Origin of the sequence: Burkholderia sp. HI2761 (genome assembly GCF_002223355.1) — a bacterium.
Taxonomy (GTDB): domain Bacteria; phylum Pseudomonadota; class Gammaproteobacteria; order Burkholderiales; family Burkholderiaceae; genus Burkholderia.
The window spans coordinates 2,023,057-2,049,607 of sequence record NZ_NKFN01000007.1 but is presented as its reverse complement, the minus strand read 5'-3'; the positions used below and the strand labels follow the sequence as shown (position 1 = coordinate 2,049,607).

19 protein-coding genes are annotated in these 26,551 nt (G+C 68.8%); 11 read left to right on the top strand and 8 right to left on the bottom strand.

Annotated features, from left to right (window positions below):
* Positions 1 to 40 precede the first annotated feature (40 nt).
* The 3 genes from CFB46_RS26900 to cobA all read right to left on the bottom strand — a co-directional run bounded on the left by CFB46_RS26900 (position 41) and on the right by cobA (position 2,616).
* The gene (locus CFB46_RS26900) at positions 41 to 1,090 is read right to left on the bottom strand and encodes a CmpA/NrtA family ABC transporter substrate-binding protein (RefSeq protein ID WP_089502371.1); all 1,050 of its coding nucleotides are present in this window, start codon (positions 1,088 to 1,090) and stop codon (positions 41 to 43) included.
* Positions 1,091 to 1,095: 5 nt separating this feature from the next.
* Complete coding sequence (locus CFB46_RS26895) at positions 1,096 to 1,689, bottom strand: ANTAR domain-containing response regulator (RefSeq protein WP_027780794.1); 594 nt, start codon at positions 1,687 to 1,689, stop codon at positions 1,096 to 1,098.
* A 165-nt stretch (positions 1,690 to 1,854) separates the two neighbouring features.
* Positions 1,855 to 2,616: a uroporphyrinogen-III C-methyltransferase gene (cobA, locus tag CFB46_RS26890; RefSeq protein WP_089501845.1), complete on the bottom strand. Its 762-nt coding sequence runs from the start codon at positions 2,614 to 2,616 to the stop codon at positions 1,855 to 1,857.
* Positions 2,617 to 3,279: 663 nt separating this feature from the next.
* Here cobA and CFB46_RS26880 point away from each other — a divergent pair.
* The 4 genes from CFB46_RS26880 to CFB46_RS26865 are packed head-to-tail and all read left to right on the top strand — an operon-like array spanning position 3,280 to position 11,781.
* Positions 3,280 to 4,605, top strand: a complete 1,326-nt coding sequence (locus tag CFB46_RS26880; RefSeq protein WP_089501844.1) for an MFS transporter — start codon at positions 3,280 to 3,282, stop codon at positions 4,603 to 4,605.
* 21 nt (positions 4,606 to 4,626) lie between these two features.
* Positions 4,627 to 7,194, top strand: a complete 2,568-nt coding sequence (nirB, locus tag CFB46_RS26875; protein WP_089501843.1) for a nitrite reductase large subunit NirB — start codon at positions 4,627 to 4,629, stop codon at positions 7,192 to 7,194.
* A gap of 38 nt (positions 7,195 to 7,232) precedes the next feature.
* Positions 7,233 to 7,577, top strand: coding sequence for a nitrite reductase small subunit NirD (gene nirD, locus CFB46_RS26870; protein WP_027780790.1), 345 nt, complete (start codon positions 7,233 to 7,235; stop codon positions 7,575 to 7,577).
* Positions 7,578 to 7,593: 16 nt separating this feature from the next.
* On the top strand, positions 7,594 to 11,781 hold the full coding sequence (locus CFB46_RS26865) for a bifunctional nitrate reductase/sulfite reductase flavoprotein subunit alpha (protein ID WP_089501842.1): 4,188 nt from the start codon (positions 7,594 to 7,596) through the stop codon (positions 11,779 to 11,781).
* A gap of 212 nt (positions 11,782 to 11,993) precedes the next feature.
* Here CFB46_RS26865 and CFB46_RS26860 read toward each other — a convergent pair whose 3' ends face one another.
* Both CFB46_RS26860 and CFB46_RS26855 read right to left on the bottom strand, forming a co-directional pair.
* The gene (locus CFB46_RS26860) at positions 11,994 to 12,770 is read right to left on the bottom strand and encodes an SDR family oxidoreductase (protein ID WP_089501841.1); all 777 of its coding nucleotides are present in this window, start codon (positions 12,768 to 12,770) and stop codon (positions 11,994 to 11,996) included.
* A 4-nt stretch (positions 12,771 to 12,774) separates the two neighbouring features.
* The gene (locus CFB46_RS26855; protein WP_089501840.1) at positions 12,775 to 13,215 is read right to left on the bottom strand and encodes a GlcG/HbpS family heme-binding protein; all 441 of its coding nucleotides are present in this window, start codon (positions 13,213 to 13,215) and stop codon (positions 12,775 to 12,777) included.
* Positions 13,216 to 13,310: 95 nt separating this feature from the next.
* Between CFB46_RS26855 and CFB46_RS26850 the strand changes: the two genes are divergently transcribed.
* The 4 genes from CFB46_RS26850 to CFB46_RS26830 all read left to right on the top strand — a co-directional run bounded on the left by CFB46_RS26850 (position 13,311) and on the right by CFB46_RS26830 (position 19,026).
* The gene (locus tag CFB46_RS26850; protein ID WP_027780786.1) at positions 13,311 to 14,225 is read left to right on the top strand and encodes a LysR family transcriptional regulator; all 915 of its coding nucleotides are present in this window, start codon (positions 13,311 to 13,313) and stop codon (positions 14,223 to 14,225) included.
* An 81-nt stretch (positions 14,226 to 14,306) separates the two neighbouring features.
* Positions 14,307 to 14,741: a hypothetical protein gene (locus CFB46_RS26845; RefSeq protein ID WP_027780785.1), complete on the top strand. Its 435-nt coding sequence runs from the start codon at positions 14,307 to 14,309 to the stop codon at positions 14,739 to 14,741.
* A gap of 413 nt (positions 14,742 to 15,154) precedes the next feature.
* Positions 15,155 to 17,749, top strand: a complete 2,595-nt coding sequence (mprF, locus tag CFB46_RS26835; RefSeq protein ID WP_089501839.1) for a bifunctional lysylphosphatidylglycerol flippase/synthetase MprF — start codon at positions 15,155 to 15,157, stop codon at positions 17,747 to 17,749.
* The gene (locus CFB46_RS26830; RefSeq protein ID WP_089501838.1) at positions 17,746 to 19,026 is read left to right on the top strand and encodes a virulence factor family protein; all 1,281 of its coding nucleotides are present in this window, start codon (positions 17,746 to 17,748) and stop codon (positions 19,024 to 19,026) included. Before mprF ends, CFB46_RS26830 begins: the two co-directional genes overlap by 4 nt.
* Positions 19,027 to 19,264: 238 nt before the next feature.
* On the opposite strand, the gene CFB46_RS26825 is transcribed toward CFB46_RS26830, so the two are convergent.
* From CFB46_RS26825 to uxuA, 3 genes are all read right to left on the bottom strand, one after another.
* On the bottom strand, positions 19,265 to 19,654 hold the full coding sequence (locus tag CFB46_RS26825; RefSeq protein WP_089501837.1) for a hypothetical protein: 390 nt from the start codon (positions 19,652 to 19,654) through the stop codon (positions 19,265 to 19,267).
* A gap of 318 nt (positions 19,655 to 19,972) precedes the next feature.
* A complete protein-coding gene (locus CFB46_RS26815) occupies positions 19,973 to 21,283 on the bottom strand; it encodes an MFS transporter (RefSeq protein WP_089501835.1) in 1,311 nt (436 codons plus the stop codon).
* Positions 21,284 to 21,355: 72 nt separating this feature from the next.
* Positions 21,356 to 22,417, bottom strand: a complete 1,062-nt coding sequence (gene uxuA / locus CFB46_RS26810) for a mannonate dehydratase (protein ID WP_179235121.1) — start codon at positions 22,415 to 22,417, stop codon at positions 21,356 to 21,358.
* Positions 22,418 to 22,681: 264 nt separating this feature from the next.
* Here uxuA and CFB46_RS26805 point away from each other — a divergent pair, with 264 nt between their 5' ends.
* From CFB46_RS26805 to CFB46_RS26795, 3 genes are all read left to right on the top strand, one after another.
* Positions 22,682 to 23,404 carry a FadR/GntR family transcriptional regulator gene (locus CFB46_RS26805; protein ID WP_027780779.1) on the top strand — a complete coding sequence of 241 codons (723 nt, stop codon included), beginning with the start codon at positions 22,682 to 22,684 and terminating at the stop codon, positions 23,402 to 23,404.
* Between the two features lie 183 nt (positions 23,405 to 23,587).
* On the top strand, positions 23,588 to 24,718 hold the full coding sequence (locus tag CFB46_RS26800) for an extracellular solute-binding protein (protein WP_027780778.1): 1,131 nt from the start codon (positions 23,588 to 23,590) through the stop codon (positions 24,716 to 24,718).
* Complete coding sequence (locus CFB46_RS26795) at positions 24,715 to 26,487, top strand: GGDEF domain-containing protein (protein WP_089501834.1); 1,773 nt, start codon at positions 24,715 to 24,717, stop codon at positions 26,485 to 26,487. Before CFB46_RS26800 ends, CFB46_RS26795 begins: the two co-directional genes overlap by 4 nt.
* The last annotated feature ends 64 nt before the right edge of the window (positions 26,488 to 26,551 follow it).

Sequence of the window (26,551 nt, the reverse complement as noted above, 5' to 3'; positions counted from 1 at the left end):
TGGCCCGGCAGCACACGTCGGCTGCACCGCGCGGCGCGCGTCACGCCCGCGACGGGCCTGCGCCGCCTTCGGCGACCGCAGCATCATACAACGCGGTCTGCGCGATCGCCGCGGCGATGCCCGCGTCGTCGTGCGGCCCGTCGAGCATGCCCCAGCGCCGGTATTGCGTCAGGAACCACCGGCCCTCGCGCGGATCGGGCCGGTTCACCGCGCCGCCGTCGTGGAAACGGATCGGCAGCGGCGGCGTGGCGAACGGCCCCGCGCCGTAGTCGCCGAGCAGGCGCGGTGCGATCAGCCGGGCCGGCACGCCGAGCGCGTCGGGCGACGCGAGCCAGTCGGCCGCCTCGCGGCGGTGCGCGGCGCTGTCGAGCCACGCGCACGCATCGACGAGCGTGCGGATCAGCGCGCGCGCGGTGGCCGGATACAGCGCGACGAAATCGCGCCGGGTCGTGAGCACCTTCTCGGGATGATCGGGCCAAATCTCGCTCGTGACGGCGACGGTCCGCCCCGCGCCGCACGCTTCGGCGACCGCATGCCACGGTTCCCCCGCGCAGAAGCCGTCGAGCTCGCCGCCCGCGAGCGCGGCGACCATCTCGGGCGGCGGAATCACGACGCTGCGCACGTCGCGCAGCGGATCGACGTCGTGCGATGCGAGCCAGTGGTTCAACCACATCGCGTGCGTGCCGGTCGGGAACGTCTGCGCGAGCAGCGGCTTGCGGCCGAGCGCCGCGAGCGCGTCGCGCACGCTGCCGCGCTCGCGATACGCGTCGGCGAGGCCGCGCGAGAACGAGATGGCCTGGCCGTTGCGGTTCAGCACCATCAGCGCGGCCATGTCCGCCTGCGGACCGCCGATGCCGAGCTGCAGCCCGCAGACGAGCCCGTACAACGCATGCGCGGCGTCGAGCTCGCCGCTCAGCAGCTTGTCGCGCACGGCGGCCCACGACGGCTGGCGGTTCAGTTCGAGCGTCAGGCCGTGCGGTGCGCCGAGGTCCAGGCGTTGCGCGACGATCAGCGGGGCCGCGTCGCTGAGCGCGACGAACCCGAGGCGAAGATGCGCGCGTTCCGGCGCGGCGGGGGGCGAAGTATTCATGGCGGTCATGACTGGGGTGACGCATCGAGCAACTGCCGCGCGACATCGACGATGCGCAGGCCCTGATCCATCGCGCGCTTGCGCAGCGCCGCATACGCATCGTGCTCGGACAGCCTGCGCTGGTCCATCAGCACGCGTTTCGCGCGGTCGATCAGCTTGCGCTCCGCGAGTTCGCGCTCGACGTCGGCGAGCCGGCGGCGCAGCGCATCGTCGTGCGAGAAGCGCGCGAGCGCGACTTCGAGAATCGGCGCGAGGCGCTCGGCCGACAATCCTTCGACGAGATACGCGCTGACGCCCGCGCCGACCGCCGCGCGGATCAGCGCCTGGTCGCCGTCGTGACTGAACATCAGCACGGGGCGCGGCGCGGTTGCGTTCATCACCGCGAGCTGCTCGAGCGTGTCGCGCGACGGCGAATCGGTATCGATGATCACGACGTCGGGGCGTTGTTCCTCGACGGCCGCCGGCAGGCGCGCGGGCGTCGCGACGTCGTTCAGCATCTCGTAGCCGAGGCGCGCGAGCGCGTCGCCGAGCTCGCCGATCGGCTTGTCGGTGTCGGTGACGAGCAGCACGCGCAGGCGGGGCGGGGCGGACGAACTCATGAGGCGAGCGGAAGCGGCAGAAGGGCGGCGCGACGCGCGAACGGCATGTGACGGCCGAGTCGGCGCGTGGCCCCGTTACCGTGCGTGCGCGACCGGCGGCCGGCGCGAATGCGGCCAATGGATTCGGAGAAGGTGGGCGGCCGGCGCCGCGTGATGCAGCCCATGCTACGCGGCCCGGACCAGCGCCGCGTCGCGCGCGGCATCCTCGTGCTGCACGGCCGCCTCGCCGATCGCGCCGCCGACGAGGATCACGGCCGGGCTGCCGAGCCGCGCTTCGTCGATGCCGCACGCAAGGCCGCCGAGCGTGCCGGTCCAGCGGCGTTCGTCGGGCGTGCCGGCCCATTGCACGGCCGCCGCCGGCGTCGACGCCGGCAGCGCGGCGAGCAGGCCCGCCGCGAGGCTGTCGACGCGGCTCATCCCCATGTAGATCGCGAGCGTGGTGCCGGTCGCCGCGAGCCGCGCCCAGTCGGGTTCGCCGTGGTCCTGGCGGTGCGCGGTGACGAACGTGACGCCCTGGCAGTGCTCGCGGTGCGTCAGCGAGATGCCGAGGCTCGCGGCGGCCGCGAATCCCGACGAGATGCCGTTGACGATCTCCACGGGAATCGCGGCCGCGCGCAGCGTCGCGAGCTCTTCGCCGGCGCGCCCGAACAGCAGCGCGTCGCCGCCCTTCACGCGCACCACGTGCGCGCCGCGCAGCGCGTAGCGACGCATCAGCCGCTCGATGAACGCCTGCGGCGTGGAGCGGCAGCCGCCGCGCTTGCCGACGCGGATCACGCGCGCCTGCGGCGCGAGTTCGACGATGCCGGGCGCGACGAGGTCGTCGAGCAGCAGCACGTCGGCGGCGGCCAGGGCTTTCACGGCCTTCAGCGTGAGGAGATCGAGGTCGCCGGGGCCGGCGCCCAGCAAGGTGACTTTGCCTGTCGTCATGTCGTGTTCCTGTGCCGCATCGCATCCATGCGGCGGTCTGATAACGCGTTGTTGCGCGGCGGCGGCGGGCGGTCGAAACGCACCGGCATCCGGCCGTGCCGAGCACGGGGGACGCCGTTGTCCTGGATGGCTCGCCGTGAATGGCGAACAGGGTTTTGCGGGGACTGCCCACCGGCGCCGTTGCCGGTGTGATGGATAGGGTTCAGCAATATCCGGGCCAACCGGCGCAACGTACGGCCATCGCGTGCCGCGATGCACCGCGCGATGGCCGTACGCATGCATGCGCTTGCCGCGCACGGGCCGGCGCGATGCCGCATCGGTGTGCATCGTGCCCCGTCAACGCGCACCGCAATGTCGCACGGCGACAGTGCTGCAGCGCACCACAACTGTGCCTTGCTGCATCGCGGCGCATCGTGCGCCGCGTGCCGGAGGGCGGTGCAGCCTGGCCGGCGAGCCTTGCGCGGCGGGGCCGCCAGCGCGACTCGGGCCGACATGGCACGGTGTTTGCGTAAGGTGGTTCGGACGCGTCAATGGCGATGCGTCCGCAGTACCGATTACAGAAGCGCCCGGCAACGGGCTTCATCATGGGCAACGGCGTCCTACGCATCGGGTCTCTCCACGAGACCGGGTGCGCAGGACGCCGTTTTTCGTTTGGCGGATGACATGACCGACAAAGCTACCCGTATCGATCTCTTCAGCCTCCGCACCGCGCCGATGCGCGCGTTCCATCTGACGTGGATGGCGTTCTTCGTATGCTTTTTCGCGTGGTTCGCGTGCGCGCCGCTGATGCCGCTGATCGCGCGCGAATTCCATCTCACGGCGGCGCAAGTCGCGAACGTCAACATCGCCGCGGTGGCCGCGACGATCGCCGTGCGGCTGCTGGTCGGTCCGATGTGCGACCGCTTCGGTCCGCGCCGCGTGTATGCCGGGCTGCTGCTGCTCGGCGCGATCCCCGTGTTCGCCGTGTCGTTCACGCACGATTACCTGTGGTTCCTGATCTGCCGGCTCGGTATCGGCGCGATCGGCGCGGGCTTCGTGATCACGCAGTACCACACCTCGGTGATGTTCGCGCCGAACGTGGTCGGCACCGCGAACGCGACGACGGCCGGCTGGGGCAATGCGGGCGCGGGCGCGACGCAGGCGCTGATGCCGCTGCTCGTCGCCGCCGGCCTGATGCTCGGCTTCGGCGAGGACTCGTCATGGCGCATCGCGCTGGTCGTGCCGGGCGTGGCGATGCTCGTGATGGCGTGGGCCTACTGGCGCTTCACGCAGGACTGCCCGCAAGGCGATTTCGTCGCGCTGCGCAAGCAGGGCGTGACGGTCGACAGCGGCAAGAAGGGCGGCTGGGCGAGCTTCTTTGCCGCATGCGGCAACTACCGCGTGTGGATGCTGTTCGTCACGTACGGCGCGTGCTTCGGCGTCGAGGTGTTCATCCACAACATCGCCGCGCTGTACTACGTCGATCACTTCAGCCTGTCGCTGAAGGACGCCGGTTTCGCGGTCGGCCTGTTCGGTCTGCTCGCGCTGTTCGCCCGCGCGCTCGGCGGCTGGCTGTCGGACAAGATCGCCGCACGCCGCAGTCTCGACGTGCGCGCGATGCTGCTGTGCGCGCTGATCATCGGCGAAGGGCTCGGGCTGATCTGGTTCTCGCATGCGCAAGGCATCGGCATCGCCCTCGTCGCGATGCTGACCTTCGGCCTCTTCACGCACATGGCGTGCGGCGCGACCTACGCGCTCGTGCCGTTCATCGACCGCAAGGCGCTCGGCGGCGTCGCGGGGATCGTCGGCGCGGGCGGCAACGTCGGCGCGGTCGCCGCGGCTTTCCTGCTGAAGGGCGTCGGCGACGTGCAGCACACGCTGAGCCTGCTCGGCCTCGCGGTCACCGCGACCGCGTTGTGCGCGATGGCCGTGCGCTTCAGCGAAGAACACAAGGCGCGCGAAGCCGAACTGCGCGATCGCGCGCTGGCCGCCGCCGGCGCCGCGAACTGATCGACCGAAGGAACCGTCATCATGAAACTCATCGTCATCGGCCACGGCATGGTCGGCCACAAGCTTCTCGAATGCGTCGCGGCGCAAGCCGGCACGGCCGGCGCGCTGCAGGTCACCGTGCTCGGCGAGGAACCGCGCCCGGCCTACGATCGCGTGCACCTGTCGGAATTCTTCGCGGGCAAGTCGGCGGACGACCTGTCGCTCGTCGAACCCGGCTTCTTCGAACGCCATCCGCAGTTCGACCTGCGCCTGAACGCGCAAGTCGCATCGATCGACCGCGCCGCGCATACGGTCACGCTCGTGTCGGGCGAAACGCTCGCGTACGACAAGCTGGTGCTCGCCACGGGCTCGCGTCCGTTCGTGCCGCCGGTGCCGGGCCGCGATCGCGCGGGCTGCTTCGTGTACCGGACGATCGAGGATCTCGAAGCGATGCAGGCGTGCGGCGCGCACGCGAAGCGCGGCGTCGTGATCGGCGGCGGGCTGCTCGGCCTCGAATGCGCGAAGGCGCTGCGCGACATGGGGCTCGACACGCACGTCGTCGAATTCGCGCCGCGCCTGATGGCCGTGCAGGTCGACGACGGCGGCGGCCGGATGCTGCGTTCGAAGATCGAGGCGCTCGGCGTGACCGTGCATACCGGCAAGAACACGCTCGAAATCGTCGACGGCGAAGCAGGCACGCACCGGATGGCGTTCGCCGACGGCACGCATCTCGACACCGACATGATCGTGTTCTCGGCCGGCATCCGGGCGCGCGACGAACTGGCCCGCGCGTGCGGGCTCGACATCGGCCCGCGCGGCGGCGTCGCGATCGACGACGCATGCCGCACGAGTGACGCCGACATCTACGCGATCGGCGAATGCGCGGCCTGGAACGGCATGGTGTACGGCCTCGTCGCGCCCGGCTACGACATGGCGCGCGTGGTCGCGAAACAGCTCGGCGGCGAGGCCGACGATGCCGCCGCGTTCGCAGGCGCCGACATGAGCACGAAGCTGAAGCTGATGGGAGTCGACGTCGCGAGCATCGGCGACGCGCACGGCACGACGGCCGGCAGCCGTACTTACCAGTACGCGGACGAGCGCCGCCAGGTCTACAAGAAGCTCGTGGTGTCCGACTGCGGCAAGTTCCTGCACGGCGCGGTGATGGTGGGCGACGCAACCGAGTACGGCACGCTGCTGCAGATGATGCTGAACCGCATCGAGCTGCCCGAATCGCCGGAATTCCTGATCCTGCCGTCGTCGGACGGCGTGGCGAAGCCGGCGATCGGCGTCGATGCGCTGCCCGCGGCCGCGCAGATCTGCTCGTGCAACAACGTGTCGAAGTCGCAGATCTGCGCGGCGGTGGCCGACGGCGCGACGAGCCTCGGCGCGCTGAAGACGTGCACGGGCGCCGGCACGTCGTGCGGCGGCTGCGTGCCGCTCGTCACGCAGATCATGAAGGCCGAGATGAAGAAGCAGGGCCTCGCGGTCAACAACCATCTGTGCGAGCACTTCCCGCATTCGCGCCAGGAGCTGTTCCACCTGATCCGCGTCGAGCGCATCACGACGTTCGACGAACTGCTGCACAAGCACGGCCGCGGGCTCGGCTGCGACGTATGCAAGCCGGCCGTCGCGGGCATCCTCGCGTCGTGTTTCAACGAGTTCGTGCTGAAGAAGGAACACGCGGGGCTGCAGGATTCGAACGACTACTACCTCGCGAACATCCAGCGCGACGGCACGTATTCGGTGGTGCCGCGCATGCCGGGCGGCGAAGTCACGCCGGAAGGGCTGATCGCGGTCGGCCAGGTCGCGAAAAAATACGGCCTGTACACGAAGATCACGGGCGGCCAGCGCGTCGACCTGTTCGGTGCCCGCGTCGAACAGTTGCCGTCGATCTGGGAGGAACTGATCGCGGCCGGCTTCGAATCGGGGCATGCGTACGGCAAGGCGCTGCGCACCGTGAAGTCGTGCGTCGGGTCGACGTGGTGCCGCTACGGCGTCGACGATTCGGTCGGCCTCGCGATCGACCTGGAGAATCGCTACAAGGGACTGCGCGCGCCGCACAAGATCAAGTTCGGCGTGTCCGGCTGCACACGCGAGTGCGCGGAAGCGCAGGGAAAGGACGTCGGCATCATCGCGACCGAGAAGGGCTGGAACCTGTACGTGTGCGGCAATGGCGGGATGAAGCCACGCCACGCGGAGCTGCTCGCGTCCGATCTCGATCGTGACACGCTGATCCGCTACATCGACCGCTTCCTGATGTTCTACGTGCGCACGGCCGACCGCCTGCAACGCACCAGCGTGTGGCGCGACAACCTCGAAGGCGGCCTCGACTACCTGATCGACGTCGTCGTGCACGACACGCTCGCGATCGCGGCCGAACTCGAAGCCGACATGCAGCACGTGATCGACACCTACGAGTGCGAATGGAAGAAGGCCGTCACCGATCCCGAAACGCGCAAGCGCTTCCGCCACTTCGTGAACAGCGAGGCGCCGGACACGACCATCGAATTCGTCGAGACGCGCGGCCAGATCCGGCCCGCGACGCCCGGCGAGCGCACAGGGGGCAAGCCCGTGTCGATTCCCGTCGTCGCCGAACCCGCAACCGTTTGACCCTGACCGACGCCAGCGTCTTTTACAAGGAGCCCATCATGAACGACCGTCTTCCGCTGTCCTGGACCCGCGTGTGCCCGCTCGACGACATCGTGCCGAACACCGGCGTGTGCGCGCTCGTCAACGGCGAGCAGGTCGCGGTGTTTCACGTCGCGCACGCCGACGGCGGCGTGTTCGCGATCGACAACGTCGATCCCGTGTCGCGGGCCGCCGTGATGTCGCGCGGGCTGATCGGCAGCCTCGGCGAGCGCGTCGTGGTTGCATCGCCGCTGTACAAGCAGCACTTCGACCTGCGTACCGGCGAATGCCTGGAAGCGCCCGAGCAGTCGGTGAACGCGTATCCGTCGCGGGTCGAGGACGGCTTCGTGTGGATCGCGGCCTGAGCGCTCTGGAGCACGCATGACCGCCACCCCCGTCAAGAGCGTGTGCCCGTACTGCGGCGTCGGCTGCGGGATGGTGCTGCACGTCGAGGACGGCGAAGTCGTCAAGGTGTCCGGCGACGCCGACCATCCGACCAACTTCGGGCGGCTGTGCACGAAGGGTTCGTCGGCGCACGTCGCGCTGCGTCGCTCGGGGCGGCTCGACCGCGCGTTCGTGCGACGCGCGCGCGAGGACGACCTCGTGCCGCTGCCGGCGCGCGACGCGATCGCCGAGACCGCGCGGCGGCTGCGGGCGGTGCTCGATACGCACGGGCCCGATGCGCTGTCGTTCTACGTGTCGGGGCAGATGTCGATCGAGGCGCAGTATCTCGTGAACAAGCTCGCGAAGGGCTTCGTCGGCACCAACAACATCGAGTCGAACTCGCGCCTCTGCATGGCGAGTGCGAGCACCGGCTACAAGCAGTCGCTCGGCGCCGACGGCCCGCCCGGGTCGTATCAGGATTTCGATCGCGCGAACCTGTTCTTCGTGATCGGTGCGAACATGGCCGATTGCCACCCGATCCTGTTCCTGCGGATGATGGATCGCGTGAAGGCCGGCGCGAAGCTGATCGTCGTCGATCCGCGCCGCACCGGCACCGCCGACAAGGCCGACCTGTTCCTGCAGATCCGGCCGGGCACCGATCTCGCGCTGACGAACGGGCTCCTGCATCTGCTGCACGCCAACGGCCGCACGGATGCCGCGTTCATCGCTACCTACACCGAAGGCTGGGACGCGATGCCCGCGTTCCTCGCCGACTACACGCCCGAGCGCGTCGCCGAGATCACGGGGCTTGCCGAAGCCGACATCCGCACGGCCGCGCAATGGATCGGCGACGCGCAGGAATGGATGAGCTGCTGGACGATGGGGCTCAACCAGAGCACGCACGGCGTGTGGAACACCAACGCGATCTGCAACCTGCATCTCGCGACCGGCAAGATCTGCCGCCCGGGCAGCGGGCCGTTCTCGCTGACGGGTCAGCCGAACGCGATGGGCGGCCGCGAGATGGGCTACATGGGGCCGGGGTTGCCGGGCCAGCGCTCGGTGGCATCCGACGATGACCGCCGCTTCGTCGAGAACCTGTGGCGCGTGCCGGCCGGCACGCTGCGCAAGGAAACCGGCCAGGGCACCGTCGACCTGTTCGCGCGAATGGCGGCCGGCGACATCAAGGCATGCTGGATCGTCTGCACGAACCCGGTCGCGACCGTGCCGAACCGGCGCAACGTGATCGCCGGGCTGCAGGCGGCGGAGCTCGTGATCGCGCAGGACGCGTTCCTCGACACCGAGACCAACCGCTACGCGGACATCCTGCTGCCCGGCGCGCTGTGGGCCGAGGGCGACGGCGTGATGATCAACTCCGAGCGCAACATGACGCTGATGCGCGCCGCGGTCGCGCCGCCCGGCGACGCGCTGCCCGACTGGCGCATCGTCGCGGAAGTCGCGCGTGCGATGGGTTTCGGCGATGCGTTCGATTATGCGTCGGCGGCCGACGTGTTCGACGAGATCGTGCGTTTCTCGAATCCGGCGACGGGCTACGACCTGCGCGGCGCGAGCCATGCGGCGCTGCGCGAGGGCCCCGTGCAGTGGCCGGTCGCGCCGGGCACCGCGCGCGAGCGGCACCCGATCCGCTACCTGAACGGCGGCGTGAGCCAGACGCCGCGCACCGCGGCCGACGGCAGCGACGCCCCGCGCCTCGCGTTTCCGACGTCGTCGGGCAAGGCGCGCTTTTTCGCGCGGCCGCACGTCGATCCGGCCGAGCTGCCCGACGACACGTTCCCGATCGTCCTGAACACCGGTCGGCTGCAGCATCAGTGGCACACGATGACGAAGACGGGCAAGGTCGCGATGCTGAACAAGCTGAACCCGCGCCCGTTCGTCGAACTGCACCCGGACGATGCGAGCGCGCTCGGCATCGCCGCGAAGGACAGCGTCGAGATCCGTTCGGCGCGCGGCCGCGCGGTGCTGCCGGCCGTTGTGACCGAGCGCGTGCGGCGCGGCAACTGCTTCGCGCCGATGCACTGGAACGACGTATACGGCGACGATCTGTGCATCAACGCGGTGACGAACGATGCGATCGACCCGGAATCGCAGCAACCCGAACTGAAATACTGCGCGGTCGCGCTGACGCGCGTCGAGGCCGACGCGTTCGCGTCCACCGACGACGACACCGCGCGACCCGATGCATGCGCCGACGACGCGCGGCCCGCGCCGGCGATGGTGCAGGCCACTGCTTCACAGGAATCCGACATGGCAGACATCGACAGTTTCGCGGCCGCGCTCGGCGTCGCCGATCTCGCGCCGCCGCCGCTGACCGACACCGAGCGGCTGTACGTGGCCGGCCTCGTCGGCGGGCTGAAGGCGAGCGCCGGCCGTCGCGAAGGCAGCGTGCCCGTGCTGCCGGCCGGCGCGCCGCTGACGCCGCCCGTGCGGTTCTGGCTCGACGGCATGCTCGCGGGGCTGTTCAGCCGCTCGCTGCCGGCCGGTGCGCAGATCGCCGTGGCGCCCGCGCTGCCGGCCGACGCCGCCGCGTCCGGCGGTGTGCGCATCGTGCGCACGCGCCCGAAGGTCGTGCTGCTGTGGGCCTCGCAGACCGGCAACATCGAATCGTTGACCGAGGATTACGCGACGAAGCTGATGAACGCGGGCTTCGAGATCCGCACCGCGTGCATGTCCGACTATCCGGTCACGTCGCTCGCCGGTGCGCAATACGTGCTGCTGATGACGAGCACGTTCGGCGACGGCGATGCGCCCGACAACGGCGGCGAGTTCTGGGACGCGCTGCAGGCCGGCAGCGCCGCGCGTCTCGACGGCGTGCATTTCGCGGTGCTCGCGTTCGGCGACCGCAATTACGACCAGTTCTGCGGCCATGGCCGCCGGCTCGACGCGCGGCTCGCGGAACTCGGCGCGGCGCGCCTGTGCGCGCGCGTCGACTGCGACGTCGAATTCCAGCACGATGCCGATCAGTGGCTCGAGCGCGTCGTCGCGCGGATCAAGGAGGCCGATGCCGCGCTGCACGCGGTGCCGTCCGGCGGGTTGAGCCCGTCGGGCCTGCTGCCGACGAAGGCGCATCCGGCGCCGTCGAAGCTCGTCGCGAACCTGCGGCTGAACCGGCCGGGCGCCGCGAAAGACACGCGCTATGTGTCGCTGTCGACCCAGGGCGCGAACCTCGAATACGAAACCGGCGACGCGCTCGGCGTATGGCCCACCAACTGCCCGGAACTGGTCGACGAACTGCTGTCCGTCACCGCGCTGAAGGCCGATGCGCCCGTGTCGGTGGCGGGCATCGGCGATATCCGGCTCGGCGATGCGCTCGCGCGCCACTTCGACATCACGCGCCCGCATCCGGACACGCTGGCCTTCATCGCGTCGCGCAGCGCGAACGGCGCGCTGAAGTCGCTGCTCGGCGACGATCGCAAGGCGGACCTCAAGCAATGGTTGTGGGGGCAACAGCTTGCGGACGTGCTGCACGAATACCCCGTCGAGCTGTCGGGCGCGGAGCTGGTCGGCATGCTCAAGCGCATGCAGCCGCGCCTCTATTCGATCGCGTCGAGCCCGAGCGCACACGAGGGCGAGATTCACCTGACCGTGTCGGCCGTGCGCTATCACAACGGCCGGCGCGCGCGCAAAGGCGTCGCGTCGACGTTCCTCGCCGATCGCGCCGACGACGGCCGCGTGCCCGTGTTCGTGCAGAAGTCCGCGCATTTCCGGCCGCCGGTGAACGGCGACGTGCCGATCGTGATGGTCGGCCCGGGCACCGGCGTCGCGCCGTTCCGCGGCTTCCTGCACGAGCGGCAGGCGCGCGGCGCGCGCGGGCGCAACTGGCTGTTCTTCGGCGAGCAGCACGCGCAGACAGACTTCTACTACGGCGACGAGCTGGGCGCGATGCACGACAGCGGGTTCCTGACGCGGCTCGATCTCGCGTTCTCGCGCGACCAGGCCGACAAGGTCTACGTGCAGGACCGGATGCGCGAACAGGGCGCCGAGTTGTTCGCATGGCTGGAGGAAGGCGCGCACTTCTACGTGTGCGGCGACGCCGCGCGGATGGCCAAGGACGTCGATACGGCGCTGAAGGCGGTCGTCGCCGAGCACGGCGGGATGTCGGACGAAGCCGCGAACGACTACGTCGCGCGGCTTTCGAAGGCACGGCGCTATATGCGGGACGTGTATTGAACGCAGGCGGCGCGGCTTGATGCCGCCGCGCCGGCACGCGGGCTCCGTGCGGCGGCTGGCCGCGCGTCGGCCGCCGGCAGTCCAGGCTGTCGAGACGCCGTCGATGGCGAACGCTGCGTGTGGCGTGGCGTGGCGAACGCTGCGCGTGGCGTGACGTGGCCGGCGGCTGGCGTGCTACCTCTGCGTGAACCGCCTGCCGCCGCCGGTTTGCCTTACTGCTGGCGATCCCACGCATGCGCCTGCTCGGCGCGGACGAATGCCTCTGCCGACCGCGGCAGCAGGTTGCGGAACGCGCCGCCGTCGCCGTCGATCACGTCCACCATCTTCGCGATCATTTCCTCCGGATCGTGTTGTTCGAGCGGGAAGCTCAGCTTTTCCGGCGTCACGGTGTGAACGGCCGGATCGCGCCAGCGTTGCGGCGTCTCCATCATCCGGTCGTTGAAGCCGGTGCTGTACGGGCCGGGATTCACGACGGCGACGCGGATGCCGTGCGGCGCCAGTTCGGCATGCATCGCCTCGGCGATCGATTCGACCGCATGTTTCGACGCACAGTACGCACCCGTGAACGGGCCGGTGATCAACCCGGCAATCGACGACACGAACACGATCTTGCCGTGGCGACGCGCGAGCATGCCGCGCGCGATCTGTTGCGTGAGCTCGAGCGGCCCCAGCACGTTGACGTCGAACAGTTCGCGCACGATCTCGATCGGCAGGTCGACGAGCGCGCCGGCTTCGCCGACGCCGGCGTTGTTGACGAGCACGTCGACCTCGACATCGGCCGCGCGGGCCCGGTCATACGCGGACGTGACGTCGAGCTTGACGACGCGCAGCGTCGCGCCGCGTCGGGCGGCGGCGCTCGTCACGACGTCGATCTCGGCGGCGGCGCGGACCCCGGCCGTCACGTCGTGGCCGCGTTCGGCGAGCCGAAGCGCGACTTCGAGGCCGAAGCCCGAGCCCGCGCCGGTGATGAGGATGCGTTTTTGTGCCATGTGCCTACTCCTTGCGGTTGAGTGTTGCCAGGAAATGATCGCTGCAGGCTCGCGCGATCGCTTCATCTTGTTCGACGCTGCCGCCCGACACGCCGATCGCGCCGACGCAGCGCCAGTCGCCGTCGATGAGCGGCTCGCCGCCGCCGAACGTGACGAGCCCGCCGTGACTGTGCTCGATGCCGCGCAACGGCCCCTCCACGCCGGACATCGCGCCGAGCGACGCGGTCGACGCGCGAAAGCGGATCGCCGTCAGCGCCTTGCGCTGCGCGAGGTCGATCGCGCCGAGAAAGCAGTCGTCGGTGCGCGCGAATGCGAGCAGGTTGGCGCCGGCGTCGACGATCGCGATGGCGACACCCGCGATCTGCCATGCGGCGGCATGCGCGAGTCCTGCGTCGATCGTACGTTGGGCGGCTGCAAGCGGCAGTGCGGTGCTGAACGGGTTCATGCGGGGCTCCGATTGGACGACAGGGCCAGTTTAGGCAGTCCGGTTATATGGGAGAATCGCCATTCCGCTCGAAAGAGTTTCAAGTTTTTCTAATGATGAGCCGACGCGATCCGATGGCCGGGCTGCACGTCTTCATGAGTGTCGCGACGTCCGGCAACTTCACCCGGGCGGCCGCCGCGCTCGGCCTGACGCCCGCCGCGGTCAGCCTTGCGATCGGGCAACTCGAAGGCGAACTGAACGTCAAGCTGTTTAACCGGAGCACGCGCGGCGTGAGCCTGACGGAAGCGGGGCAGCGCTATTGGCGGCAGACGGAGCCCGCGTACCGGCAAGTCGTGCAGGTGCGGGAAGAACTGAAGGACGCACGCAGCGAGCCGAGCGGCCTGCTGCGCATCACGGCGCTGCCGCTGGCGCGCACGCTCGTGATCGCGCCGATGCTGGCGGAATTCCGCCGCCGCTACCCGAAGGTCCGGCTGGAGATCCATTACGAAAACGAACTCGTCGATATCGCGAAGGACGGATTCGATGCGGGGATTCGTCTTGCCGACCGGCTGCAGCCGGGCATGATCGGCGTGCGAATCGCCCCCGCGTTGTCATGCGCGCTCGTCGCGTCGCCGGACTACCTGGCGCGGCACGGCACGCCGGAGGCGGTGGCGGATCTCGGCGATCATCCGTGTATCCGCTTCCGCTTTTCGGAAAGCGGGCGCCTGCACAAGTGGCTGCTGCGCGATGGGCGCCGCGACGTCGATCTCGATCCCGACGGCGCATTCGTGACCAACGACGCGGATGCGGTGATCGACGCGGCGCGCGCGGGCATCGGCATTGCATTCGCGTTCATGCGCGAGCGGATCGAGCAGGACCTGCGCGACGGGACGCTCGTCGAGGTGTTGCCCGGCGCGTGCCGGACGTTGCCGCCGATGTGGCTGTATTACGTGAACCGCAAGCATGTACCGGCCAAGCTGCGGGCATTCATCGATCTGCTGCGCGAGCGCGAAGGCGCGGACGCGGCGTAATCGCATCGGCCCCGCTCACTGCAGCAATGGATCCGGCGGTGCATGATGGCGGCTCCAGCCACGAAGCCATGGAGTCGCGTGATGACCGTATTCCCGCATGTTCCGATTCGAACGCTCGTGATTGCCGCAACGTTGGCGGCGGCCGCGATCTCCGGCGCGCCGGCCGTCGGTCAGACGTCGACGGTGCCGGCCGGTTCGGCTGTCGCCACGCCCGACAACGCGGTACTGCTGACCGTCTTCCTGAAACACGACGAATCGCGCCCGCTCGCGGAGCTGAATGCGCAGCTTGCAAAGCAGGGGTTCTACAAGGCGTTTCCGCCGCCAGGCGTCGAGGTGGTGAGCTGGACGGTGACGATGGGGATCGGGCAGATCGTCGTGCTGCGACTGCCGGCGTCGCGACTGCGCGAGGTCAATCGCGTGCTCGAGGATACGGCGTGGGGGGTGTACCGGACGGAGTTCTATCCGACTTACGACTACAAGGCGATCGGGTTGGGGGAGCATGAGCGGGCGAAGTAAGGGAGGCAGGAGGTTTCCGCGCTGGCGCGGACGTCCGAATTAATCCGCCCCCATTCCGGTAAAGCCTCGCGACGCGACGCGTTCGTCCTCGCGGGGCAGAGCCCATCCGGCGGATTCTTCCCAAATGGGCGACAAGTCATTCATCCGATGAAAAAACCGCCCCGGTTCCCGGTATGATGCGCACCTTGCGTTCGTAGGACGCACTGTCTCTTTATGCGTTTTGATGTGCGAGAAACCACAAATCCGCACAAAGCCGACGTGAAAGATTCTGTAATATTAATTCCGTATACTCGTAAGTTCTGATCCAGGCGCTCCGAGCCCGTCTTCGGCCGGCGCCCACGCAGAACAACCAGATACGTCGCCGCCCGGTCATCCCGCGCCGCGACACGCTATGCACCACCACTGAACAACCTATGTCTTCCCGCCACCCTGGGTCGCCGGGCCGTGCCGCGGCGGCGATCGCCCGTACCCGGGCGCTGATCCGCAACGAGCGCGTGCTGTCGCCGCTGCTCGCGCTCGGCATCGGCCTGCTGCTGATCGTGGTTTTCCAGCATCTGTCGGAAGCCGTCGACTACCGGTCGGTGATCCGCCAGTTGCGTCACCTGTCCGTCGGCGAGTGGGGCGCGTCGCTGGCCGCGACGGCCCTCAGCTATCTCGCGCTCGTCGCCCGCGATGCGGTCGGCCTGCGCTATGTCGCGGCCAAGGTGCCGCGCATCGCGCTGTGGATCGGCGCGATCGCCGGTTCCGCGCTCGGCAATGCGACCGGCTTCGGCGCGTTGACGGGCGGTGCGGTGCGCGCTCGCGTGTACGGCGTGTCGGGCGTCACGCCTGCCCAGATCGGCCGGATGACGGTGTTCACGAGCGGCACGCTGGCGCTCGCGATGGTGCTGATGACGGCGGTCGGCATGGTCTGCGTGCCGGAGGCGCTCGCGGCGATGCTGCACGTCGCGCCCGGCGTGCTCACGTGGACGGGCGCTGCACTGCTCGTCGCGCTCGCCGCGCTGGTCGTGCTGTGCGGCAACACCGCGCGCCCGGTCGTCACGCGCTTCAAATGGCTGTCGTTCGACGTGCCGGCGCGGCGCGACCTCGTCGCGCAGGTCGTCTACGCGGTGCTCGACGTCGTTGCCGCGGGCCTGACGCTGTGGGTATTGCTGCCGGCGGCGCCCGTCGGCTTCCCGACCTTCATTACCGTTTACGCGGCCGCGTTGCTGCTCGGGATGATCGGCCATACGCCGGGCGGGATCGGCGTGTTCGAAGCGGCGATGGTCTTCACGCTCGGTCGCGAAGTGCCCGCGCACGCGATGGTCGCCGCGCTGATCGCCTATCGCGCGATCTATTTCGGCGTGCCGCTAGTGCTGTCGGCCGGCCTGCTGGCCGGGTTCGAGGGCCGCGCGCTGCGGCGCCGGCTCGTGACGCGGCAGGCCGTGCGCGTGTCGCAGCTCGCGCCGGTGTTCCTGAGCCTCGTGACGTTCGCGGTCGGCGGGATGCTGGTGATCTCGAGTGCGACGCCCGCGTTCTGGCACCGGATCGCGATCCTGCGCCACATCGTGCCGCTGTGGGTGCTCGAAGGCTCGCAGGTGATTTGCAGCGTGCTCGGTGTCGCGCTGCTGTTCGTCGCGCGCGGGCTGCTGCGCCGGCTCGACGGCGCCTGGTGGATGACCTTCGCATTGACGCTCGCGAGCCTCGCGCTGTCGCTGGCCAAGGGCCTCGCGTTCGTCGAGGCCGGTGTGCTCGGGACGCTGCTCGTGCTGCTGCTCGTCAGCCGTCGCCGGTTCAACCGTCATTCGTCGCTGCTCGCCGAGCGCTTCACGGTGAGCTGGTTCGTGTCGGTGGCGATGGTGCTGATGCTGGCCGTGTGGGTGCTGTTCTTCGCGTTCCGCGACGTGCCTTACACGCGCGAGCTGTGGTCGCATTTCTCGTTCGATGCGCGCGCGCCGCGGGCGCTGCGCGCGACGCTCGCGTCCGGCGTATTCGTCGCGCTGTTCGCGCTGTGGCAATTGCTGCGTCCGGCGCCCGGTCGTTTCGTGAAGCCGGCGGAGCAGGACCTGGTCGACGCGGAGCAGATCATCCGCGCGCAGGAGTGCAGCGATGCGGGCCTGGCGCTGATGGGCGACAAGTCGTTCCTGTTCTCCGAGTCGCGCCGCGCGTTCCTGATGTACGCGAAGAACGGCCGCACGTGGGCCGCACTGCACGACCCGGTCGGGCCGCGTGAAGAGTGGCCGGCGCTGATCAGCAAGTTCATCGCGCTCGCGCATGCGCACAGCGGCCGCGCGGCGTTCTACCAGGTGCGCGCGAACGCGCTGCCGCTGTATCTCGACGCAGGGCTCACGCTGATGAAGCTGGGCGAGGAAGCGCACATCGCGCTCGACCAGTTCGATCTGAAAGGATCGAACCGCTCGCACCTGCGCTACGCGCTGCGCCGCGGCGACAAGGATGCGCTGGCGGTCGAGGTGATCGCGCCGGACGACGTGCCGGCCGCGTTGCCGGCGCTGCGCGGCATCTCCGACGGTTGGCTCGACAGTCGCGATGCGCGCGAGAAGAGTTTCTCGGTGGCCGCGTTCCACGACGGCTATCTCGCGACGCAGTCGGTGATGCTGGTGCGGCAGGCCGACAAGCCGATCGCATTCGTCACGTTCATGACGACCGACCTCAACACCGAGGCGACGGTCGGCGTGATGCGCCATCTGCCGGAGGCATCGCCGTACGCGATGGAGTACCTGTTTACGCAGCTCGCGCTGCATCTGAAGGAAGCGGGGTTCCGCAAGCTGAGCCTGGGCATCGCACCGTTCTCGGGGATGGGGGCGGCGAAGATGCCGTCGCCGTTCCACCGGCTCGGCCTGATGGTCTGGCGCTTCGGCGGCCGCTTCTACAACTTCCGCGGCTTGCGCGCTTTCAAGAGCAAGTTCGAACCGCACTGGGAGCCGCGTTATCTCGCGGCCTCGGGCTCGGTCGGCGTGTTCGTCACGCTTGCGGATCTGTCATTGCTGGCTGGAGGTCGGCGTTCATGATGTTGAAGAAGGTAATCGCGCGGGCGGCAGCCGCCTGCGCGGGAATGATGCTGGCCGGCGCCGCGTGCGCCGCGCCGCCGGCCGCCGTGAAAGCCGAAACCGTGTCCGGCGGCCGCTACGGACCCGTGACCGTGACCAAGCCGAGCGGGCCGCTGCGCGGGTTCGTCGTGCTGTTCTCGCGTGAGGCCGGCTGGCATGCCGCCGATCAGCAGGCGGCCGACGCGCTCGCGAAAGCCGGTGCGATGACGGTCGGCGTCGACTCCGGGCGTTACGCCGCGAACCTCGCCGCGAAGCAGGAGACCTGCCATCACCTCGACGGCGACGCCGAGGCGGTCAGCCATCAGCTCGAACGTCTCGCGCAGTCGTCGCGCTATTTCACGCCGATCGTCGCGGGCGTGGGCCAGGGCGGCGCGATCGCGAAGCAGATCCTGTCGATGGCGCCCGAGAACACGATCGCCGGCGTCGTCGCGGTGGGGCCGGCCGCGAAGCTCGATCCGCGCTTCAAGCCGTGCCCGCCCGATCCGACGATCGTGCGCCGCGCGATGCCGGGTTTCGTCGAAACGGCTGCCGCGGGCGACACCCCGAAGCTCGTGTCGCTCGTCACGTCGCACTTGCGCGACACCAGCAGCAGCGACGAGCTCGACGTGTCGGACCTGCCGCTCGTCGAGCTGCCGGCCAGGGGCGGCAGCGACCGGCTCGCGATCGTGATCTCGGGCGACGGCGGTTGGCGCGATCTCGACAAGACGATCGCCGAGGCGCTGCAGCGCGACGGCGTGTCGGTGGTCGGCATCGACAGCCTGCGTTATTTCTGGAGCGAGAAGCCGCCCGCGCAGGTGAGTCGCGATCTTGCCCGCGTGATGCGCACCTACATGGCGCGCTGGCATGCGAGCCGCGTGGCGCTGGTCGGCTACTCGTTCGGCGCCGACGTGATGCCGTTCGCGTACAACCGGCTGCCAACGGACCTGCGCGACAAGGTCGCGGTGATGTCGCTGCTCGGCTTCGCGCCGTCGGCCGATTTCCAGATCCGCGTGACGGGCTGGCTCGGCATGCCCGCGAGCGACAACGCGCTGAAGGTCGCGCCGGAAATCGCGAAGGTGCCGCCGCAACTCGTGCAGTGCTTCTATGGCGCGGAAGAGAAGGACACGATGTGCCCGGCGCTCGCGAACACGGGCGCCGACGTGATCAAGACGGAGGGCGATCACCATTTCGGCCGCGATTACCTCGCGCTCGAGAAGAAGATCCTCGGCGCATTCGGCAAGCCGGCAGCGGCGCACTAACCGCCGGCAGCGCCCGCGTGACGGCCGGGCGCCGGCCGGTTTGCTTCCGGTTCATCGTACGGGCGGCCAGCGAGCCGCCCGTTTCATTTTCCTGCCTGCGCTGCCGCGTCCTGCGGCGGCATGGTCGTTCTCGCATCGCGCTGATGGAAACCCGGAAACCGGTCGAGCTGCCGTCATGCGGTCGCAAGCCTGGTGTCGTCGCCGAACATCGCGCTCGAACACCCCGTGCGTTCCGCGATCACGCGTCGACGACGAGCGCCGGATCGAGCGCGCGGATGCGCTGGTCGATGAAGTAGCCGCCGCCTTCCTGGTAGCGCAGGAACAGGCGGCCGCACGCGCGGCAGCGGCTGACGGTGCAGCGGTTGTACGGGAAATGGCGCAGCGCGATCGGCGCGTCGTCCGACGCGTAGCGCGTGCCGGCCGGATGATGTTCCGCGTAGGTCGGCTCCGCGTCGCCCGGCGGCGCGAGCGTGGCCACTTCGATCAGTTGCGTGTCCGGCAGCGACAGCGGCAGGGTCGTCCAGCCGGTGAGCGATGTCTTCGTGCACGTGCACGGCTGCGTGACGTGCGCCGCTTCGGCCGTCAGTTTCAGCAGTGCGTCGTGATCGAGGTAAGGCAGTGGGCTCATGGGCAATCGTGAAAAGGCGGGGAGATCTGCAATGTAACCTGCGTGCCGATCGCCTGCATGGCCGTGACGCAGCCGGCGCAGCGCGCTCGTCGTGCGATTCGGCCGGCCTGGCGGACCGATGGCTGCGCGACCAGTTCGCCGAGCACGCGGATCGCGCGTTCGATGTCGCGGCTCCACGGATGGCCGAAGTTCACGCGCACGCAGCGTTCGCCGCCGCACGCGAGCCGAGGCGGCGCCGCGCCGGCGGGCGCGGCTCATTGTCCGATGCGCGGCCCCAAAAGGAAAGCGCGGGTGTTTCGGCCGCGCCGTCCCGCTGCGTCAGGCCGCGTTCGGCTCGACGTTCCGCCCGTTGCTGCCGCGCCGCAGCGGCGGCAACGGCTCGACCTTGCCGACGATGAACAGGTACGACAGCGCGCCGACCACGCACAGCGCGCCCGCCACCGCGAGCGGCACGACGAACGAGCCTTTCGTGATCGACAGCATCACGCCGGTGAAGGTCGTGATGAAGATCCCCGCGAGATTGCCCGCGAAGTTCTGGATGCCGCCGAGCGATGCGACGTGCGCAGGCGTCGGCGCGACTTCGCCGACGAGCGTCCACACGTTGGCGCCGGCGAACGACAGGCTCGCATACGCGAGCGCGAACAGGCCGAGGCAGGCCCACACGCTTTCGACGAACGCGGACAGCGCGATCGACGACGACAGCAGCATGCCGAGCACGAGGCAGGTCTTGCGCGCGGCGGTGGCGCTCCAGCCGCGGCGGAACAGGCTGTCCGACACGTAGCCGCCGAGCCAGCCGCCGGGAATCGCGAGCAGCGCGGGCAGCATGCCCCACGTGCCGAGCGACGCGAGCGAGAAGCCGCGCGACTGCAACAGGTAGCTCGGGAACCACGTGATGAAGAAGTAGATCGCGAAGTTCAGGCAGAACAGGCCGATCATCATGCCCCACACGGTGCGGTAGCGGAACAGGTCGAGCCACGACACCTTCGGGTTGTCGGTTGCGGACGCAACCGTCGCTGCGCCGCGTTGCGCGAGCAGCGCATCGACCGCGTCCGGCGCGATCGCGCGATAGCGTTCCGGGTCGCGATAGACGAACCACCATGCCAGCGCCCACACGATGCCGATGCCGCCCGTGATCACGAACGACCCGCGCCAGCCGACGATCGAGATCAGCCACGCGACGAGCGGCAGCGACAGCGCGGAGCCGACGCGCGAGCCGCTGTCGAAGATGCTGCTGGCCAGGCCGCGCTCGCTGCGCGGAAACCAGTTGAACGCGACCTTCGCGAACGAGGGGATCGCGGCCGCTTCGCCGACGCCGAGCATCAGCCGCACGCCGACGAGTTGCGCGAGCCCGCGCGCGGCGCCCGTCGCGACCGTGAACACCGACCACCAGCCGACGGCCAGCGCGAGGCTCACGCGCACGCCGACCTTGTCGATGAACCAGCCGGCCGGCAATTGCAGGAACGCATAGGTCCAGAAGAACGCGCTCAGCACGAGTCCCATGCCGACCGCGTCGAGGCCGAGGTCGGCACGGATGCTGGGCGCAGCGATCGCGAGGTTCGCGCGGTCGATGAAGTTGATGACGTTGGCCAGGAAGCACATCAGGATCATGGCCCATCGGATGCGTGGCATGCAGGTGTCTCCGCGCGGAATATCGTGGTGGACGACCGGCGATCCGCTGCGCCGGCCGCCTCGAAGGGCGAATTACCGCGACGCTTGCGGCGTGTGATCGAACTTCGCCAGCGCTTCCCACAGGCCATTCAGGTAGACCGCGCCGAGCGCGCGGTCGTAGAGGCCATAGCCGGGCTTGCCCGTCTCGCCCCAGATCATGCGGCCATGGTCGGGGCGCACGTAGCCGGTGAAGCCGGTGTCGTGATACGCCTTCACGATCGCTGCGATGTCGAGCGAGCCGCAGCTCGACAGGTGCGCGGTTTCCTCGAAATCGCCGTTCGCGTCGACCTTCACGTTGCGGATGTGCGCGAAATGGATCCGGCCCATCGCGCCGAATTCGCGCACGAGCGCTTCGACATCGTTCTCGGGGCCCGCGCCGAGCGAGCCCGAGCACAGCGTCAGCCCGTTCGCGGGCGAGTCGACGATGCGCACGATCCGCGCGAGATCGTCGCGGTTCTTCACGATGCGCGGCAGCCCGAAGATCGGGCGCGGCGGATCGTCGGGATGGATCGCCATCTTCACGCCGGCTTCCTCGGCGACCGGAATGATGGCTTTCAGGAAGTATTCGAGGTTGGCCCAGAGCGCGTTCTCGTCGATATCGCGGTAATCGGCGAGCAGCGCCTGCAACTGTTCGGGCCGGTAGCTCGAATCCCAGCCGGGCAGTGCGATCCCGTCGTTCGGATCGATCCGGTCGACCGCGTCGGTGCTGAATGCGAGGCAGGTCGACCCGTCGTCGAGCGTCTTCGACAGCTCGGTGCGCGTCCAGTCGAACACGGGCATGAAGTTGTAGCAGACGACGCGGATGCCGGCCGCGCCGAGATGGCGGATCGTCTGCCGGTAGTGGTCGATCAGGCGGTCGCGGGTCGGCTTGCCGAGCTTGATGTCCTCGTGCACGGGCACCGATTCGACGACGTCGAACTGCAGGCCCGCGCGCTCGATCGTCGCCTTCAGCGCGTCGATCTTGTGCACGGGCCAGACCTCGCCCACCGGCTCGTCGTAGATCGCGGACACGATATGCGTGACGCCGGGAATCTGGCGGATGTATTGCAGCGAGACCGGATCGGACTCGCCGTACCAACGGAAAGACATCTTCACTGGAGCGGCTCCTGGCTGGCGGTTCATGCGGTGGACGACCGGGCGGCGGCGTGCCGGCCCGTCATCGGTGTGGGGGATTATGATTGGTATGCCAATTGTGTGGGATAGTGGTTTACCAGTTGTTGAGGGGGAACGATGGTCAGCGTGACATTCGAGGAAACGGCTGGTCGGGCTCGCCGGCAGGCCGCACCGGCTTCGGACCAAATTGGTGTACCATTTCGGCGATCCAGCGCCGCAGCGGCGCAGCCTGTTGCGAGCCTTTCGATGACCGATCTTTCCAGCCTGTCCGCCAGCCGCGACACCGATGCCGCGGACCGCTCCTATATCGGCCTTGCGCGGCAGATTCACGCGATGGTGGCTGCCGGCGCGTTCGAAGCCGGCGCACGGCTGCCGTCGGAGCGCAGCCTGGCCGACCAGTTCGGCGTGAGCCGCACGCAGGTGCGCGAGGCGATCATCGCGCTCGAGGTACAGGGGATCGTCGAGGTGCGGATCGGCTCGGGCATCTACGTGTCGGCGGCCGATGCCGCGCGACCGGTGACGTTCGACGTGCCGCGCGGGCCGGGGCCGATCGAGACGCTGCGCGCGCGCGGGCTGATCGAGGCGGAAATCGCGGCGCTCGCGGCGACCGAACGCAAGGATGCCGATCTCGACCGCCTGTTTTTCTCGCTGACGACGATGCGCGAGCAGATGAACGACAAGGCCGCATACGACGCGGCCGATCGCCAGTTCCACCTGCGAATCGCGGAATCGACCGGCAATACGGTGCTGCTGCACATGGTCACGGCGATGTGGGACTGCGCGCGCAGCGATCCGCTGTGGGACAAGATCGAGGAGCACTTTCACTCGACCGCGCTGCGCGAGGCGTCGCAGGAAGATCATCAGCGGATCTTCGCGGCGATCATGGCGCGCGACGCGGACGGGGCGCGCGACGCGATGCGCGCGCACCTGTCGCGCGTGATCGCCGAATTCACGCAGGCCTGGCGCTGACGGTCGTGTTCGCGTAATCGCGTAATCGCGTATTCGCGGCCCGACGTGGGCCCCTGTAATTGGGTCGCATTCAGCCGTGAGGCCCATTGAATATGCGCGATGTGCGGCTTGTTCCGATTGCGTGACCATGCGTTTTATGGTCTCGTTGCGGGATATCGCATCGACTCGAAAAAGGACAGTCGAATGCAGCCGGGCGATTCACGCGGGGTGCGATTGATCAGGGGAATCGGCGTACGCACACGCGCCCGCGGCGCCGTGCGCATGCTGCTCGTCGTATTGACGTTGGGCTTGCTTGCGCGCGCTCTGCCGGCCTTCGCCGTCTCTCCCGAAACCATCAACGACAACGTGCTGCGCGTGCTGGCCTGGCCCGGTTACGCGGACAGCGATGTCGTCAGCGCATTCGAGGCGCAGTTTCATGTACACGTCGAGGTGACGCTCGTCGATTCCGACGAAGCGTTGTGGACGCGGATGCACAGCGCTTCGCCGCCGCCGTACGACGTGCTGGCCGCGAACACGGCCGAGATCCAGCGCTATGCGCATGAACACCTGCTCGCGCCGATCGACCTGTCGCGCATCCCGAACCGGCGGCGGCAATTACCGAATTTCCAGCAGCTCGCGACGATCGGCGGTCTCGTGCAGGGCGGCGCATCCTACGCGATCCCGTTCACGTATTCGTCGATGGGGTTGATCTACGACCGCAAGCAGGTGCCGGCCGCGCCGCACTCGATGCGCGAGCTGTGGAATCCGCGCTATCGCGGCAAGGTGCTCGACTTCAACAGCGCGCAGCACAATTTCTCGTTCACGGCGCTGGCGCTCGGCTATCCCGATCCGTTCCACCTGTCGCCCGCGCAGACGCTTGCGGTGGCCCGCAAGCTGATCGACCTGCGCCGCAACCTGCTGACGTACTACACGCTGCCTGAAGAAGCGACCGCGCTGTTCGTCCAGCATCGCGCGGCGCTGATGTTCGGCAACTACGGCACGCAGCAGGTCGAGCAGTTGCGTCGCGCCGGCGCGGACGTCGGCTACGTGATCCCGGACGAAGGCGCGCTCGCGTGGCTCGATTGCTGGGCCGTCACGCGCGGCGCGCTCCGTCCCGAGCTTGCATTCGCGTGGATCGACTACATGCTCGAACCGGCGATCGGCGCGCTGCTCACCGAGCGTCAGGGGCTCGCGAACACGCTCGAACCGCCGCGCGGCCTGGACACCGGGCACCAGCATCTCGTGTGGATTCAGCCCGTGGAGGACATCGCGCGCCGCGAGTCGCTGTGGAGCCGTATCGTGTCGGGCGATCGGCCGGAGCGATTCGAAAAATGATCCGGCTCGGGCTCACGTCGAAGCTGTCGGTGCTGTTCGCGTGCATCGGCGTGATCGCGTCCGGCACGACCGGCTACTACGCGTATCGCGCCAACCGCGCGATGCTCGTGCAGGAAGCGGAGCACAGTCTGCTGATGTCGACGCAACTGCTCGGGCAGCGCTTCACGACCGCGCTCGCCGATGTTGCCGACGATGTGCTCGTGCTCGCGCAGTTGCCGTCGTCCGCGTTCGTCGCGGGCGGCGACCATCCGGACAGCGCGCGACGCATGCGGCTCGAGCAGGTGTATTACAGCTTCATGAGAAATCATGCCGAATACCTGCAGATCCGCCTGATCGCGAGCGGGCATTTCGGGATTGAACGCATTCGCCTCGACCGCGATGCGCGCGGCATCGTCGTGCTTCCTGAAAGCGTGTTTCAGGAGAAAGGACAGTTCTCCTACGTATTCGATACGCTCGCGACGGCGCCCGGCCATATCTACCTGTCGCCGATCGCGATCGATCACGAGACGGGATCGCATGCGGCGGAAGGGCTGCCGATCCTGCGCGTGGGGACGCCGGTGGTCGACGCATCGGGCGAGACGGTCGGCGCGCTCGTCGTCGACGTCGAGCTCTCTCGGGTGTTCGACCGGCTCGAACGCGATCTGCCGGACGACTATGCGGTCTATCTCGCGAACGAGTGGGGCGATTTTCTCGTGCATCCCGATCCGCAGCAGACGTTCGGCTTCGATCGCGGCCGGCGCGTGCTGATGCAGGATCGCTTTGCCGTCACGCGTGCGCTGTTCGACAGCGGGCGCACGAACGTGACGCTCAATGGCCTCGCGCAGCCCGACGAGGCGCCGGGCCAGATGTTCGCGTTCGTGCGCACGCCTTTCGGGCACGACGAGGGCAACCGCTTCGTCGTGCTCGGGATGGCCCGCCCGCTGGCGGACGTGCTCGTGCCGGCCGGCATGCTGGGCGAACGGATCGTCAGGATGGTGCTCGTATCGAGCGTGCTGGCGGTGATCCTCGCGATCCTGTTCGCGCGTGCGATCACGCGGCCGCTGCAGACGCTCGCGCGCGCCGCGACGCATGTGTTCGACGATCAGGCCGCCGAACGGCTGCCCGTTGCACGGGCCGACGAGATCGGCGTGCTCGCGCGCTGTTTCGACAGCATGCGCGTCGAGATCCGCACGCAGATGGCGATGTTGCGCGCGAAGCAGCTGGAGCTGACCCACCTCGCCGGTCACGACCCGCTGACCGGCCTGCCGAACCGGCTGCTGTTCATGGAGCATCTCGATGCCGCGATCCGGCATGCGGCTGCGGTGCGCGAGGGGCTGGCGGTGATGTTCGTCGATCTCGACCGCTTCAAGCAGATCAACGACCAGCACGGGCACTCGGCCGGGGACCGCACGCTCGTCACGGTCGCGAAGCGGTTGAGCCAGGTGCTGCGCAACGGCGACATGGTGGCACGGCTCGGCGGCGACGAATTCGTCGTGCTGATTTCGGACGTGCGTTCACCGGCGGTGATCGGCGATGTCGCGACGCGCATCCAGATCGTGATGGCCGAGGAACTGGAATTCGACGAAGGGCGCATGGCCGTCGGCGCGAGCATCGGCGTCAGCGAGTTTCCGGCGGATGGCGCGTCGGCCGAAGAGTTGCTCGTCAAGGCCGACGCGGCGATGTACGCGGCGAAGGCGTCCGCGCAGTGCGTGTGCGTGCGCTATCAGGATCTGGTCCGCGGCGGCGGCCTTGACGAGACGGGCTGCGTCGCGTCGGGCGGCAATCGCTGACGGCACGCCGGAACGCAACGAGCCCGTCGCGGGACGGGCTCGTTGTCGGTGCGGGCTGCACGCG